The organism is Frankia sp. CcI156 (assembly GCF_001983015.1).
GTDB classification, from domain to species: domain Bacteria; phylum Actinomycetota; class Actinomycetes; order Frankiales; family Frankiaceae; genus Frankia; species Frankia casuarinae.
Genome location: NZ_MOMD01000035.1, coordinates 1 through 13548, shown reverse-complemented (window position 1 = coordinate 13548; position 13548 = coordinate 1). Strand labels below are relative to the sequence as shown.

Annotated in this window: 11 protein-coding genes and 1 rRNA gene; 6 read left to right on the top strand and 6 right to left on the bottom strand. The window is 69.9% G+C overall.

From position 1 onward, the window contains the following. Positions 1-118: 118 nt before the first annotated feature. On the top strand, positions 119-265 hold the full coding sequence (locus tag CcI156_RS25710) for a hypothetical protein (RefSeq protein ID WP_157858550.1): 147 nt from the start codon (positions 119-121) through the stop codon (positions 263-265). Further along, complete coding sequence (locus CcI156_RS14320; protein WP_076806206.1) at positions 262-1038, top strand: enoyl-CoA hydratase/isomerase family protein; 777 nt, start codon at positions 262-264, stop codon at positions 1036-1038. Before CcI156_RS25710 ends, CcI156_RS14320 begins: the two co-directional genes overlap by 4 nt. 157 nt (positions 1039-1195) lie before the next feature. On the opposite strand, the gene CcI156_RS14315 is transcribed toward CcI156_RS14320, so the two are convergent. Further along, positions 1196-2266, bottom strand: a complete 1071-nt coding sequence (locus CcI156_RS14315; protein ID WP_076806204.1) for an endonuclease/exonuclease/phosphatase family protein — start codon at positions 2264-2266, stop codon at positions 1196-1198. Between the two features lie 154 nt (positions 2267-2420). Beyond that, a complete protein-coding gene (locus CcI156_RS14310) occupies positions 2421-3812 on the bottom strand; it encodes a transcriptional regulator (RefSeq protein ID WP_076806202.1) in 1392 nt (463 codons plus the stop codon). Between the two features lie 465 nt (positions 3813-4277). On the opposite strand from CcI156_RS14310, the gene CcI156_RS14305 reads away from it, so the two are divergent. Next, positions 4278-5063: an electron transfer flavoprotein subunit beta/FixA family protein gene (locus CcI156_RS14305; protein WP_011438035.1), complete on the top strand. Its 786-nt coding sequence runs from the start codon at positions 4278-4280 to the stop codon at positions 5061-5063. Positions 5064-5076: 13 nt separating this feature from the next. Continuing rightward, positions 5077-6039, top strand: coding sequence for an electron transfer flavoprotein subunit alpha/FixB family protein (locus tag CcI156_RS14300; RefSeq protein ID WP_076806200.1), 963 nt, complete (start codon positions 5077-5079; stop codon positions 6037-6039). Positions 6040-6126: 87 nt separating this feature from the next. Here CcI156_RS14300 and CcI156_RS14295 read toward each other — a convergent pair whose 3' ends face one another. The 4 genes from CcI156_RS14295 to CcI156_RS14280 all read right to left on the bottom strand — a co-directional run bounded on the left by CcI156_RS14295 (position 6127) and on the right by CcI156_RS14280 (position 10448). Beyond that, positions 6127-6852, bottom strand: a complete 726-nt coding sequence (locus tag CcI156_RS14295; protein WP_133056956.1) for a hypothetical protein — start codon at positions 6850-6852, stop codon at positions 6127-6129. Between the two features lie 123 nt (positions 6853-6975). Continuing rightward, positions 6976-7794, bottom strand: coding sequence for a vWA domain-containing protein (locus CcI156_RS14290; RefSeq protein WP_011438032.1), 819 nt, complete (start codon positions 7792-7794; stop codon positions 6976-6978). A 47-nt stretch (positions 7795-7841) separates the two neighbouring features. Then, on the bottom strand, positions 7842-8981 hold the full coding sequence (locus CcI156_RS14285; protein ID WP_139341509.1) for a hypothetical protein: 1140 nt from the start codon (positions 8979-8981) through the stop codon (positions 7842-7844). A 51-nt stretch (positions 8982-9032) separates the two neighbouring features. Continuing rightward, positions 9033-10448, bottom strand: a complete 1416-nt coding sequence (locus tag CcI156_RS14280) for a hypothetical protein (RefSeq protein ID WP_076806196.1) — start codon at positions 10446-10448, stop codon at positions 9033-9035. Positions 10449-11013: 565 nt separating this feature from the next. On the opposite strand from CcI156_RS14280, the gene CcI156_RS14275 reads away from it, so the two are divergent. Further along, positions 11014-12147, top strand: a complete 1134-nt coding sequence (locus CcI156_RS14275; RefSeq protein WP_023841114.1) for an ROK family protein — start codon at positions 11014-11016, stop codon at positions 12145-12147. Positions 12148-13128: 981 nt separating this feature from the next. Continuing rightward, positions 13129-13548, top strand: a 16S ribosomal RNA gene (locus CcI156_RS14270); the annotation flags it as partial.

The window sequence follows — 13548 nt, the reverse complement described above, 5'->3', positions numbered from 1 at the left end:
GCCGACCRTTGGCAATGTCCGCTATTTCCTGCTATGGGCTAGTGCGCCGGGTGGAACCGAGCGATCCCCGAACCCGATCTGGAGATGATTGATGAAGATCAGCGGGTGTCGGCCTATCGTGGCGACCGACATCTACAGCGACATCGAAACCATCCTCAAAGCCGGCACCGTCGACGATCTCGGCGGGTCGGACGGGGTGGGGAACGCCGGGGCGCCGGACGCCTCGCCGGTCATCGAGGGCCTGAAGCGGGAGGAACGCGGATGAGTGTGGTGCGGCTCGAGGTTGACGGCGGGATCGGCACCATCCGGTTAGACCGGCCGCCGATGAACGCGCTGGACTCCACGGTCGCCGCGGAGCTGCGGACCGCCGCGGTCGAGGCGACCCGGCGGTCGGACGTCCGCGCGGTGGTGCTCTATGGCGGGGAAAAGGTGTTCGCCGCCGGGGCCGACATCCGGCAGATGGCGCCGATGGGTTACGCCGAGGTATCCACCTGGGTGGGCGATCTGAACTCCACCTTCGAGGTCGTGGCCCGGATCCCGAAGCCCGTGGTCGCCGCGGTGACGGGCTATGCCCTGGGCGGCGGGTTGGAGCTTGCCCTGTGCGCGGACGTGCGGGTCTTGGCCGAGGACGCCCGGGTCGGCCAGCCCGAGATCCTGCTCGGAGTGATCCCCGGCGCGGGGGGCACCCAGCGGCTGCCGCGCCTGATCGGCCCGTCCCGCGCCAAGGACCTCATCTTCAGCGGCCGGCAGGTCCGGGCGGCCGAGGCAGCGGAGATCGGTCTGGCCGACGCCGTCGTTCCCGCGGGTGAGGTGTACGTGCAGGCGAAGCGGATCGCGGGCCGGTACACGAACGGCCCGGCGATGGCGCTCGCGGCGGCGAAGCAGGCGGTTGACGACGGCGCGGAGATCRCGTTGGYCGAGGCGCTACGTCTGGAGGCGGCGCTGTTCGCCGGGCTGTTCGCCACCGAGGACCGGCGGATCGGAATGGAGTCCTTCCTCGAGAGCGGGCCCGGCAAGGCCGACTTCATCGGCCGCTGACGGAGACCCCGTGCGGTGTCTGTGGTAGGGGTCCCCGGATTGCGCCGAAGGCGCGCGATGGTTGTCCCAGGAGGATCGCCGGAGGCGATTCGACGGAGACCCCGTGCGGTGTCTGTGGTAGGGGTCCCCGGATTGCGCCGAAGGCGCCATCCGGGGGTTACCGCATGGCCAGGTCGGCGATGACCGGCCGATGGTCACTGCCGAAGTCGCCGCCGACCTCGAAACCCGTCACCGCGAACGCGGGTGAGGCCAGCACGTGGTCGATGCGCAGCACGGGCGGCAGGATCAGGCTCTTGGAGTTCCAGGTCGGTTGCCATCCGCCGCCGACGACGTCGTGCGCGTCGCGTACCCCCGAGTTCACCAGCCGACGGAACGGCCGGTGGTCCCGGGTGGCATTGAAGTCGCCGGCCATGACGACCGGCAGCGTGGCGTGCTCGAGCTGCGCGCGCAGCGTGTCGAGCTGGGTCCGCCAGCGGTCGGTGTAGGCGCTGGTCGTCGGTGAGATCGTGTGCACCGCGTACACGACGAAGCGTCGACGCTCATCCACCTCCACGGTGGCCCGCAATGACATTGCTCCGCCGACGATCGGGGCCGCGGCGTCGTGCAGCGGGAAGCGGGAGAACACGGCGGCGCCGAACGCACCCGGCTCCGGGTGCACCTCGCGGTACCGGTAGCTCGCCAGCGCTCCGGACGAGGTGACCCGCGCCAGGGTGAGCGGGGAGAGCTCCACGAGGACGAGCACGTCCGGGTTCGCGGCGCGGATCTGCGCGCCCAGCCGGTCGGCGTGGTCGTTGTAGTAGAGCAGGTTCGCCGACATCACCCGCAGGCGCGCGGCACCCTGCGGGGCCTCCTCGGCGCCGCCGGGGAAAACCTCGGGCAGGGTCCAGAACAGATGGATGGCGATCAGGGCCATGGAGATGATCATCAGCAGGTTGCGACGGAGCGCGAAGGCCACCGCCACGGTGGCGTAGGCCGGGAGGTAGAGCAGTTCGGTCCCGGYGTTGATCGCGGAGTAGGGCCAGCCCACCGCATCGTCGAGATGGGCCAACCGGCCGAGGGCGATCCCCCCGAGTCCGGCCGCCGCGACCCACGCGACGATCACGACCAGGGGGCGGACCGGGAAGGTCGGGTGCGGCCGGGGCTCCGGGGCGGCGACCGGGATGTCCTTGTGCCGGGAGGTGGGGTCGGTATCCGGCACGGCGGAACCGGACTCCTGCGCGGAACTCACTTCACCAGAGTGCCCGGCTGACAGGGCCGTCCGGGAGGCGGGTGCTCCCGGACGGCCCGTTCGGTGGTGAGAGGTCGGTAACGGTGGGGCCGATGGCCGTAGCTTGCCGGGGCCGGGAGCCGTCGGCGCCCGTGCGGCGGCTATCGGTGACTGGTCAGGTGGCGGCTGTGGCGCCGGCCGCGGCGCCGACCAGCGGGCGCGCCCGTTCGTGCCATTCGCGGACCGCCACCGTCGGGTGCGTGTCGAGCTCACGGTCCRGCTCCCGCAGCTTCTCGGTGACCCGAGAGGACGACAGCTGCCCGGCGACGGCGACGGCTCGGTAGCCCGCCTCCAGGGCGGCCTCCAGGTCCGGAGTCGGTCGGCGCAGGTAGGCCAAGGCGAGGTCGGCCTCGGCGTAGCTGCGGGTTCGGGCGCGCGCCGCGCCCTGCAGGCTCCGGGCCTCGAGCAGTTTCGTCTCGGCCGGTCGGGCGCGGCCCAGCAGTAACAGGCAGTGACCATGGCACTCGGCGACGTCGCCGGCGTTGTAGTGGCCGGCCCAGGACGGTCCGTCGTCCCCGTCGCTGCGCGCGATCGCCCGGTCCATCTTGTCCAGGGCCTCCATGCAACCGGCCTCGTCACGGTTGCGTGCCAGTGCCCAGGCATGCTTGTCGTGCAGCATGGCCTGCACGGCATACGAGGAGTGCCGCACCGCGCGGCCGAGGGCCGCCCGGGCCAGGGCGAGGCTCTGCCGGGGATGGCCCAGCCGGGCGGCCTGGTCGCTCATCGCGGACAGCACCCGGCCGGCGAGCATGGCGTCGTCGGCGTGCTCRGCGAGGCTGAGGGCCTGGATGTAGTAGCGCTGCGCGAGGGCCTGCCGGTTGCTGTCCTGGGCGAGCCACCCGCTGAACTGGGTCAGCTCGGCCAGCGCACTGAACAGGTCGGGGCTCGGCCGCCCCTCCCGGGCGGCCCGGGTCCGGTCGTGCAGAAAGGCGACGACCTGAGGCCGGATCTCGTCGCCGCCGAACTTTGCGTCCAGCCGGCGGAAGGTCTCGGTCATATCCCGGATCACGGCGCCGGCGGAGGCTCCCGTTGATTCCGGCCTGGCGACCCGGTCAACCACTCCGGTGAGGCTGGAGAGGACCGGATCGGCGAAGGCCGATGCGATAAAGGCCGTTCCGTCGTGCAACAGGTCGCGTCGCCGCATGTCTCGTCCCGATAGTCCGGCAAGGGTGCTTAGGGTCTCGGTGGGTGCGTTCGAGCTCGACAGCCCGAGGTCGTCGCGTTCATAGGACTCCCCGCGCCAGCCCAGATCCACCGGCCGGACCGGGTATCCCAGGGCCGCGGATATCTCGGCCGCCGCAAGTTCGGCGACCATCGGGTCACGCGGCCGCATCCCGCGACGCCAGTGACCGACGGTGGTCCTGGCCAGGCCCAGCTCGATCCGGCGCTGATGGCGGGCGCGGGCGTTCACCTGCCGGGCGAACCGGGTGTCGGATACCCYGGCCTCCCGCAGCAGACGCTCGAACTGGGTCGTGGGAGAGGGATCTCCGGACGACGTATTCGACATGTGTCCCCCGTCGAGGTAAAGATGGCTTAAATCCATAATGTCGGTGCCTTGCGCACCTCTTGGGCAGAAAGTAGCCGAGAAGTCACGTTGCAAGGAAGAGGGTGTGCATAACCCGGCCGGAATGCACGACCAGTCGGGGCCGATGCCTCTAGCGGATCCCCGGATGGTCGGTAAAAGAACGTGCGGAATATCTCAATCATTACGGAAAGTGGCGGATCCATTTTCTGCACATACATCTGCATGGCGTGTCTCCGCGCGCCCCGAGAGCGCTGGAGGGCCGGAGATGGGCGCGGACGGACTAGGCTCCATAACGGAGCGTAGTTGCCGCCCGGTTTCGGCCCGGCTGTCCAGGTCAGGGGCGTACTGCGGTCCGCGTCACGTCGTCGATCATTGAGCGCGTGAGCGCCCCAGATGCGACGATGTCAAGGGACTGACATCGGATGTTGGCTACGGAGGCCCCAACGCGTGAACATCGTCGTTACCGTCAAGCAGGTTCCTGACACCTGGGCGGAGAAGAAGCTCGACGCCGCGGACAAGACCGTCGACCGTAAGAGTGTCGACAGCGTCATGAACGAGATGGACGARTACGGGGTCGAAGAGGCCCTGAAGATCAAGGAAGCGCACGGGGGCGAGGTCACCGTCGTCACGATGGGACCGGCCAAGGCGGCCGAGACGATCCGCAAGGCCCTGTCGATGGGCGCGGACAAGGCCGTGCACCTGACGGACGACTTGCTGCACGGGTCGGACGCGCTGGCGACGTCCGCCGCGCTGGCGAAGGTGATCTCCACGCTGTCACCCGACATCGTCATCACCTCCAGCGAGGCTTCCGATGCCCGTGGCGGCGTCATCGGTGCCCTGTTGGCGGAGCGGCTGGCCCTTCCCCAGCTCACCCAGGCCCGCAAGGTCACGGTGGATCCGGCCGCGGGTAAGGTCACGATCGAGCGTCTCGCCGACAACGGCTACGCCCTGGTCGAGGCAAGCCTGCCGGCCGTGGTCGCCGTGGTCGAGAAGATCAACCAGCCGCGTTACCCTTCGTTCAAGGGCATCATGGCGGCCAAGAAGAAGCCGCTGACGACGTTGTCCGCCGCGGACGCGGGTCTGGACGCCGGTGCGGTCGGGCTGGCCGGCGCCACGTCGACGGTCGTTGCCTCGGAGCCCGCGCCGCCGCGGTCGAGTGGCACGATCGTCAAGGACGAGGGCGACGGCGGCACGAAGGTCGCGGAGTTCCTCGCGGCGCAGAAGCTTATCTGAGGGGTTTTGTCCGATGGCTGAAGTTCTCGTGCTCGTCGAGCACGCCGATGGTGAACCCAAGAAGGTCACCGCGGAACTGCTGACGCTCGCCCGTTCGCTCGGCGAGGCCGCCGCGGTGTTCCTCGGAGCGCCGGGCACCTATGCGAAGGCCAAGGAGTACCTCGCGCAGTATGGCGCCGCCAGGGTCTACGTCGTCGAGTCGGAGGACGTCGTCGGCTACGTGGGCGCGCCGGCGGCCGAGGTGCTGGCCAAGCTGGTCGCGGACGCGTCGCCGGCCGCCGTTCTGGTCGCCGCCACCGCGGACTCGCGGGAGATCGCGGCCCGCGTCGCCGCGAAGACCGACTCGGGCCTGATCTGGGACGCTGTCGCGCTGACCCCCGATCTGGTCGCCACCCAGGGTATCTTCGGCGGCTCGAYGATCGTCACGTCGAAGGTCGTCAAGGGTGTTCCGGTGGTCGTCGTCCGGCCGAACTCGACGGCGCCCGAGGCCGCCCCGGTGACGCCGTCCGAGCAGACGGTGGACATCGCGATCTCCGACGCCGCGAAGGGAGCCAAGATCGTCGACCGCGTCGTCGAGGCGAAGTCCGGCCGCCCGGACCTCACCGAGGCCCAGGTCGTCGTCTCCGGTGGTCGCGGTCTGGGCGCCGCCKAGCACTTCACCCTGGTGGAGAAGCTGGCCGACACCCTCGGCGCCGCGGTCGGCGCGTCGCGTGCCGCTACCGACGCCGGGTGGTACCCGCACCAGAACCAGGTCGGGCAGACCGGCAAGACGGTGTCCCCGCAGCTCTACATCGCGGTCGGCATCTCCGGCGCGATCCAGCACCGGGCCGGGATGCAGACGTCCAAGACGATCGTCGCGATCAACAAGGACCCGGAAGCGCCGATCTTCGAGTTCGCGGACTACGGGCTGGTCGGCGATCTGTTCAACGTCGTCCCGCAGCTCATCGAGGCGATCGAGAAGCGCAGGGCCGGCTGATCGATCCCGCGGACCGGCCACGGCCGGGCGTCCATCCGTCTCGGCGAGGGTGGCGCCCGGCCGTCGTTTAGGATCCACGCCCGTGCGTCACCTCCGCGGGTCCTCGCGCACCCGGAGCACCACCAGCGTGAGGTCGTCGTGGTCGATCTCGCCCGCGTCCTTGAGCTGGTGGGCGAGCCCCTCCAGGTTCGGCTTGCGTAGGTCGGGAAGTCGCCGCCAAACCTCCGGATCAGTCCACGGCAGGGTGTAGAGCCACTTGCTGATCGCGTCGCTGCCGAGCAGGAAGACCTCCCCCGCCTCGGCGAAGCCCCGCCGCACCCGCACCGGCCAGCCCTCCCCGGTCGGCGCGAGCCGACGGGCCCGCCCGAGGTCGCTGGGCACCAGGTCGGGGGTGCTCGTGAAGGCTGCCGATGCGGAGTACGGGAAGAACTCGGGTTGCGCGCCCGCCAGGATGGCCTTCGGCGAGGGCACCCGGACCAGGCAGGAGTCGCCGACCGCGATCGCCTCCCACTCCAGCCGGCCGTCGTGTTCGTTCTCCTCGCTCCTGAACTGCAGCCCAAGAAACGTGGCGAACGCCGCTTCCGTCGCACCGACGCCCTGGAACCGCCAGTCGTCGGGATCGACCGTCGGCGGGCTCAGGTTCCAGATCCTGATCGTCTCGCGGAACCATTCGTAGATGCCCTCGGCCGAGGCCCCGATCGGCGGCGGCGCGTTGACGTATCGCGTGACCAGCAGGTTTGCCCACCGCCGCACGTCGACCCCCTCCGACGCGCCATCCGCGACGGCCGCCCGCCGGCGCGCCGTGCTCACCATCGTCGCGTCTTCGGAGGCATAGCCGCTGTTTTTCGGCAGCCASACCTGCACACGGCCCGTGACCCGCACTCCCGCACCTCTCCTTCCTCGGGACCCACCGCAGCCGTCGGCCCACCGCCCCACTCAGGCGTCGACCTGAGCCACCTGGGTGCCGACGGTGAGGGCGAGGACGATCGCGTCGGGTGTCGCGTTGGAGACGAATCCCCGGGCGCCGGGCCGGGTCTGCACGCCCAGGCGCTCCGCCGCGGTGCGCATCAGCGGCGGCAGCTCGCTCGACATCCGGAACAGCCCGCGAGCCCACTCGTCGGACAGCTCGGACTCGGCCGCGGGGAAGGTGGTGGTGGTCTGCGCGACCGCGGAGATACTGATGTTGAACAGCAGCAGGTTGCCGTCCGCGGTGCGCAGTGACCGTAGCCGGTCGGCCCACATCTGCACCTTCTCGGGCTCGCCGTCGGTGGCGGCTCCATCGGTGATGTTGATGATGATCGGGGGGAAGGAGTCCTGGTGGCTCTGGGCCCAGCCGGAGGCGAGGCTCCCGGCCATGTCGAGGGCGGCGCACATCGGGGTGAGGCCCGCCCCGAACGGTTCGAACCACACTGGCATCGAGGAGCCGTGCCGCTCCTCCCGGCGCAGTACGCAGGAGAAGAGGTCCGGTACCGAGACCAGCCACTGGCCGGCGAGCGCTCCGGTGAACAGTGAGCGGGCCTCCTGGCCGCTGTAGCCGAGCACGGCGATGTCGTAGTAGGGACGCGGACCCTCGCCGCGCTCCTTGCTGCACCGACGGATGATCATCGCGAGGGTGTCGTTGACGATGTCGGCGAGGGCCTGCGCCTTGGAGATGCCGGGACGCCCGGCGATCGGGTAGTTCATCGAGTCGGACTGGTCCAGCAGAAAGATGAAGCAGCCCGGGGCACGCCGGTCGATCTGCTTGGTGTAGGGCATGGGCGTCGCGCTTCCTCAGGAATCGGATCAGTACCGGGGGAGTCGGATCAGTACGGGGGGAGGTGGTCGTCGGCGGAGAGAGCGCCCGGGGGATCGTCCGCCGGGTTCGTCGGGAGGATGTCCGGCCAGGGCTCGCCGGCGCCCACCCGCCATGAGTTCGGACATGCGCGGCAGGCGTAGGACGCGTCGACCTGGACGCTCCCGCACGAGCACTGCGGGTCCTCCAGCAGCGTCCGTCGATCGATCACCTCGACTCCGATCGGATGGACGGCGGCGCCCGGTCCCGGGGGGGCCGGGCGCCGAGGCGGGAGCGGACGCTGGGAGGCGGCCGGCGGGAAGTCGGCCGGCGGTGCCGGCCGCGGGTACCTAGCCGGCCGGAAGTCGGCCGGCCGGAAGTCCCGGGGCGACGTCGGTTCCGGGTAGGTGCCGCGACCGGTCACGGCGTGGATGAAGCCGGCCAGCGGAACCACGGCAAGGCCGACCGCGAAGATCAGAAGCCAGCGCAGCGCGGTGCCGATCCGGCCGGGGCCGTGGGTGCCGTCGTGCACCGAGGCCGGCACCAGGACCTTGTCGTCGTCACCGATCGCCTCGACCGTGTCCGGAAGTGCCTCGGCCACCTTGTGGACGTCCGGGCGGGCAMCCGGACCGACGGCGACGAGCAGCCGGGCGCCGACCTCGGCGAGCCGGGGGACGTCGGCGGCCGGCACCCCGAGCAACGAAACGCCGGCCGTGGACGATGCCGCAGGTGGGGTGTAGGCGGTGAAGACCGGGCCGTCCTTTCCCGTGCCGCGGGTGAATCGGGGCGGGAGCGGGACGTGGAGCAGCTCACCGTCCTTGAACGGATGATCGGCCACGGCGTCCGGGTTGATCCCGAGTGCCGCGGCGATCTGCTCCCGGGTCTCCCCGGCCCGCACCTTGTACTGGATGAACAGCTCGGGCTCGTCCGGCTGCGGCGCCGACGACGCCACGAGTATCACCTGGTTGACGTCGTTGCCGCCGGCCGCCCGCAGGGCCTGGTCGGCGGAGGTCGTCACCAGGATCCTGATCGGCGACGGAGCCGTTCCGCCTCCGCCCGAGATCAGGCCGACGACGGCGATCGTGACCGCGGCCACGAGGATGCAGACCCCGATGATCCGCCGGTGGCGGCTCGGCCACGCGGTGTCGTCCGGCCCGCCTGACGGCGCCATGCCGCCTCCCATCGGTTGTCTCGAGTGTCTCGAGCCTTCGGTCGTCTGGTGTCATCCCACGGTGAGGATGATCAGGATGAGTGCGAGGATGGCCAGGGCCGCGAGGACGAGAGCCGCCGTGCGCGACCCGGAGCCGCGGTTCGGCACGGATCCGGAGGGCGACGCCCGCCGCGCCCCGTCGCCGGCCGCGGAGGTCGCGCCGGCCCGGCTGGAACCCGAGGCGTCACCGGCGCCCGCGGCCGTGCCGCCCTGACCCGCCGAGGGACCGGTGTTCGGCGATGTCCTGGTCGTCGCGTCCCAGAGATTCCGTCCCGCGGCTGGGGTGGCCGGGGTGCCTGGGGTGGCTGGAGCTCCCGACGGAGAGGGCGGGGTCGGCGGGGTCGCCCAGCCCTGGCTGGGATCGATCGGCTTCGTCGGGACGGACGCCTGGCTCGGTTCCCACCAGGAACTCCCCGCGCCGAGGGACGGCGCGACCGCCTCGCTGACAGGCGCGTCCGGCAGGGCGCTGTCGGCGTCGCGCAGCAGCGTCGGCAAATCGACGTCAACCGCCGGCGGCCCGAGACAGAAGCGCCTCAGCAGCGGGACGAGCCGACGGACCTCGCCGTCCCGGCTTGCGGCGAGTCGTGACCAGATCGGCGTGTGGTCGGGCTGGGCGAGGTCGGACGCGCTCAGGATGAGGTTCTCGTCGCGGTGGAACTCTTCCCACAGGGCCGGGTCGGCGGCGACCGCCAGCACCGAGAGGTAGATGACGAGACCCGGGAAGGTGTCGACGCGGCGGTCCCAGTAGCCCGTCGACTGCCGGCGGGGGTGCTGGTAGTGGCGATGTCCATGCTCGTCCGGCGGCAGGTGCGCGACCRCCGGGACCCAAACCGAGTCCAGGTCCACGAGGCGTACTGAACCTTGTTCGGTGACGAACACGTTGCCGTGCTGCAGATCGCCATGGGCGATCTCGGCCTTGCTCATCTCACCGAGTAGAAGCTTCCATCCGGCGGCGAGGTCACGCAGTGCTTCCGGAGATGCGAGGTGCTGGCGGACGTAGGTCCGCAGGGTGGTGCCCTGGACCTGGTCCATGACGACCACCGGCCACCATTTCTCGCCGACCCGCACTCCCTGCGCGACCCACTCGGCTTTCGGGAAGGCTGACAGTACCCGATGACGACGTAGATGATTCGTTACCGCCGCATAGCGTTCGGCTCCGCCGGTCAGCGGCCGGGTCGGACAGCGCAGCGYGAAGGCACTGCCCGTCGCCGCTCCGAAGAAAACGACCGCCGACTCGCCGGTGACCTGCACCGGGGCACCGAAAGCGTCCCGTTCGAACCGGGCGGTCCGCAGCCGTGGATCCGTGAATACCTCCGCGCCAGTGGAGACCGCAGCCTCGAACTGACCACCATTCGGCCAAACTCCCGCGCCGAGCACGCCGCTTCCCCCTGGGACGGACCGTCGGAAGTAACCGCCACCGTCGTTCAACCGGTGATCGTCCTTGCCCGTCGGACATTAGCCGACCGCGGATCGGCTTGTCCATGTGCTCGGCGGCCGAGAAGCCCGTGGACCTCAGGTGATCGCCGTGAGCCCGCCTCAGGATGGTTTCTTCGTGGAGGCGACCGCGATCGGGGATCGGCCTGTCGCCGGCCGCCCCAACCATTCAATCCCACAATTTCACGGGGTCGGGTTCGCGGCGGGTCGGGTTCGCGGCGGGTCGGGTTCGCGGCGGGTCGGGTTCGCGGCGGGTCGGGTTCGCGGCGGGTCGGGACTGGGCCGTGGCGGCCTGCCGGGTTTCGTGCGCCGGGTTGCGCGTTCCGCGGGGCCGAGGTCGGTGCGGGCCGATCGCGGGTACGCTCCACCTCTTCCGTCGCTCCAGGTCGGGAGAGACCAGGTTGGTACCGGTGGTGGATGTCGGCCTCCAGGCCGGTTTCCGGTGGTCGGAAGGGTTGCCGAGGGCGGACGGGTCACAGCCGGGTTTCAGTTACGGCCGGGTTTCACGAGGTACCGCAGGTACCGACGGTCGATCGGCGAGCAGAGAGGCGCCAGGACGATGTCCCAGTCGCAGGAGGCGTTCCAGCCATGGGAGGCGGGCGGGCCGCGGGACGTCCGCGCGTCGGGCAAGGAGCCCGCGGGTGCGGAGCCGGCGCGTGCGGACGGCCGGAAGACCTTCGCACTCGCCCTCGACATCGGGGGAACCAAGATCGCCGCCGGTGTCGTCGCGGGGGACGGCACGATCGCCGCTCAGGCCCGTCGCTCCATGCCGGTCCCGCGTCCGGCTTCACCGGCTTCACCGGCTTCACCTGATCCGGACGGCGCTGGGCCGGCGTCGGCCCGGGCGGCAGGGGTCGATGCCGAGGAGGTCTTCGCCGTCGTCCAGGACTGCCTCGACGAGGCGCTCGCCGCGGCGCGGATGCGTCCGGACGAGATGACGGGACTCGGCTGCGGGTGYAGCGGTCCGATGGACTGGCCGGTCGGTGAGGTCTCCCCGTTGAACATTCCGGCCTGGCGGGGATTCCCGTTGCGGGCGCGGCTGCGGGACGCATACCCGGGCGGCCCGGTTTTGATCCACAACGACGCCGTCGCCCTCGCCGCCGGCGAGCACTGGATGGGTGAGGGCCGTGGCGTGCGCAACATGCTCGCCGTCACCGTCTCCACCGGCGTCGGAGGCGGCCTGGTTCTCGGGGGCCGGTTGCTGCACGGCACATCCGGCAATGCCGGCCATATCGGTCACATGGTGGTGGAGGCCGACGGACCTCCTTGTCCGTGTGGGGGACGTGGATGTCTGGAGGCGCTCGCGTCGGGTCCGCGGACGGTGGCCTGGGCGATCGGCGAGGGCTGGGTGCCTTCGGGGGATCAGCCGGCCAACGGTCGCGTGCTTGCAGCCTCGGCACGGGCCGGCGACGGCGTCGCCCGGCGGGCCCTCGCCCGCGCGGGTGCTGCGGTGGGAGCCGGACTGGCCTCCTGCGCGAGCCTGCTCGACCTGGAGGCCGCCGTGGTGGCTGGCGGGTTTGCGCAGTCCGGCCCGATCTTCTGGGACGCGCTGTCGGCCAGTTTCGATCGTCACACGGGGTTGGCGTTCACCCGGCGGATGCAGATCAGACGGAGCTCCGATCCCAGCCGGATCGCGCTTCGGGGGGCCGGCGCCTTCATCCTCGCGCCGGAGCGRTACGCCTGGGAGGGCTAGTACCGGCCGGTACGACGTTTTCTAAGACGTCGCCTGGTGTGTCGGTCTCGCCTGGTGTCCCCTCCTCCTCAAACATGCCTCGCTGGCGCGTCTGCCCGGCCTCACAGCCTCGCGGCTGGGTAGACGCGGGAGGGGCAGGTGTAGGGAGCGTGCGGATCGGAGGTTCGGGTGGTTTGGGGATCGCTGACCGGGGTACCCCCGCATCGGACCCGGTGTCTGCGCCGGCGGGCGGACGGCACCGGTGAACGAGGGACGAGGCGGGCCTCGGCAGCGGTTCGGCGAGGGAGGGAATCGGCGCGGGGGCCCGGAGGTTGTCAGCTGCAGGGATTGCGCACTGTCAACCGTCGGTGCCAGAAAGTTATGTCCTCGCGTCCGCTCACCATGCCCGGACTCGTGTATAGTTCCTCTTCGTCGCCCACCGAGCTCCTCCGGGAGCCGGGCGTCGCGCAGGACCAGATCTCCTCCGAGGGGGCGTAGACCCCCCGAGGAAACGGGCCGCGGACGGTGCGATAAGGTACGAGAGTGGCAAACACCGGTACGTGGGTAGGTTAACTACCGGGCCGGAGTGATTTKAMACAATCAAGCCAAAGCTCATAATCTAGGAAAAACGTTCCGGTTGATCGCTTTGAACGCGAACGTCCGGAGTGTGCAAGAAGGTAAGATCTGTTCGGATGTGAACATTTCGCACAAAAAGAAGCGATTTGACACCGCCGGGCAAGCCGAGTAACTTAAAGAAGCACCAGAACGAAGCCCTGAGGGTGGAGGTCTGGTAGCGCCTGCTCCTTGAGAACTCAACAGCGTGCCGATTGTCAGTGCCAATTGTTTTACCCCGTTCATGGCCTGGCTGGGTGGTGTCCCACGTGGTGGGGTGGCTGTCTGGTTGGGTTGTGAGGGATTCCTTTGSACACGGTGGTGGGCCTGTGAGGGTCTGCTGTCGATGTCGGGGTCTGTCGATGTTTTTGCATCGGCGCTCTCAATGCATTGATGGAGAGTTTGATCCTGGCTCAGGACGAACGCTGGCGGCGTGCTTAACACATGCAAGTCGAGCGGGGAGCTTCGGCTCTCAGCGGCGAACGGGTGAGTAACACGTGGGCAAYCTGCCCCGAGCTCTGGAATAACCTCGGGAAACCGGGGCTAATGCCGGATATGACATTGCCGGGCATCTGGTGGTGTGGAAAGATTTATCGGCTCGGGATGGGCCCGCGGCCTATCAGCTTGTTGGTGGGGTGATGGCCTACCAAGGCGACGACGGGTAGCCGGCCTGAGAGGGCGACCGGCCACACTGGGACTGAGACACGGCCCAGACTCCTACGGGAGGCAGCAGTGGGGAATATTGCGCAATGGGCGGAAGCCTGACGCAGCGACGCCGCGTGGGGGATGACGGCCTTCGGGTTGTAAACC

Coding starts and splice junctions, on each gene's coding strand:
- CcI156_RS14290 (WP_011438032.1), bottom strand. CDS start 7,794: ATGCCCTACACCAAGCAGATCGACCGGCGTGCCCCGGGCTGCTTCATC.
- CcI156_RS14295 (WP_133056956.1), bottom strand. CDS start 6,852: ATGGTGAGCACGGCGCGCCGGCGGGCGGCCGTCGCGGATGGCGCGTCG.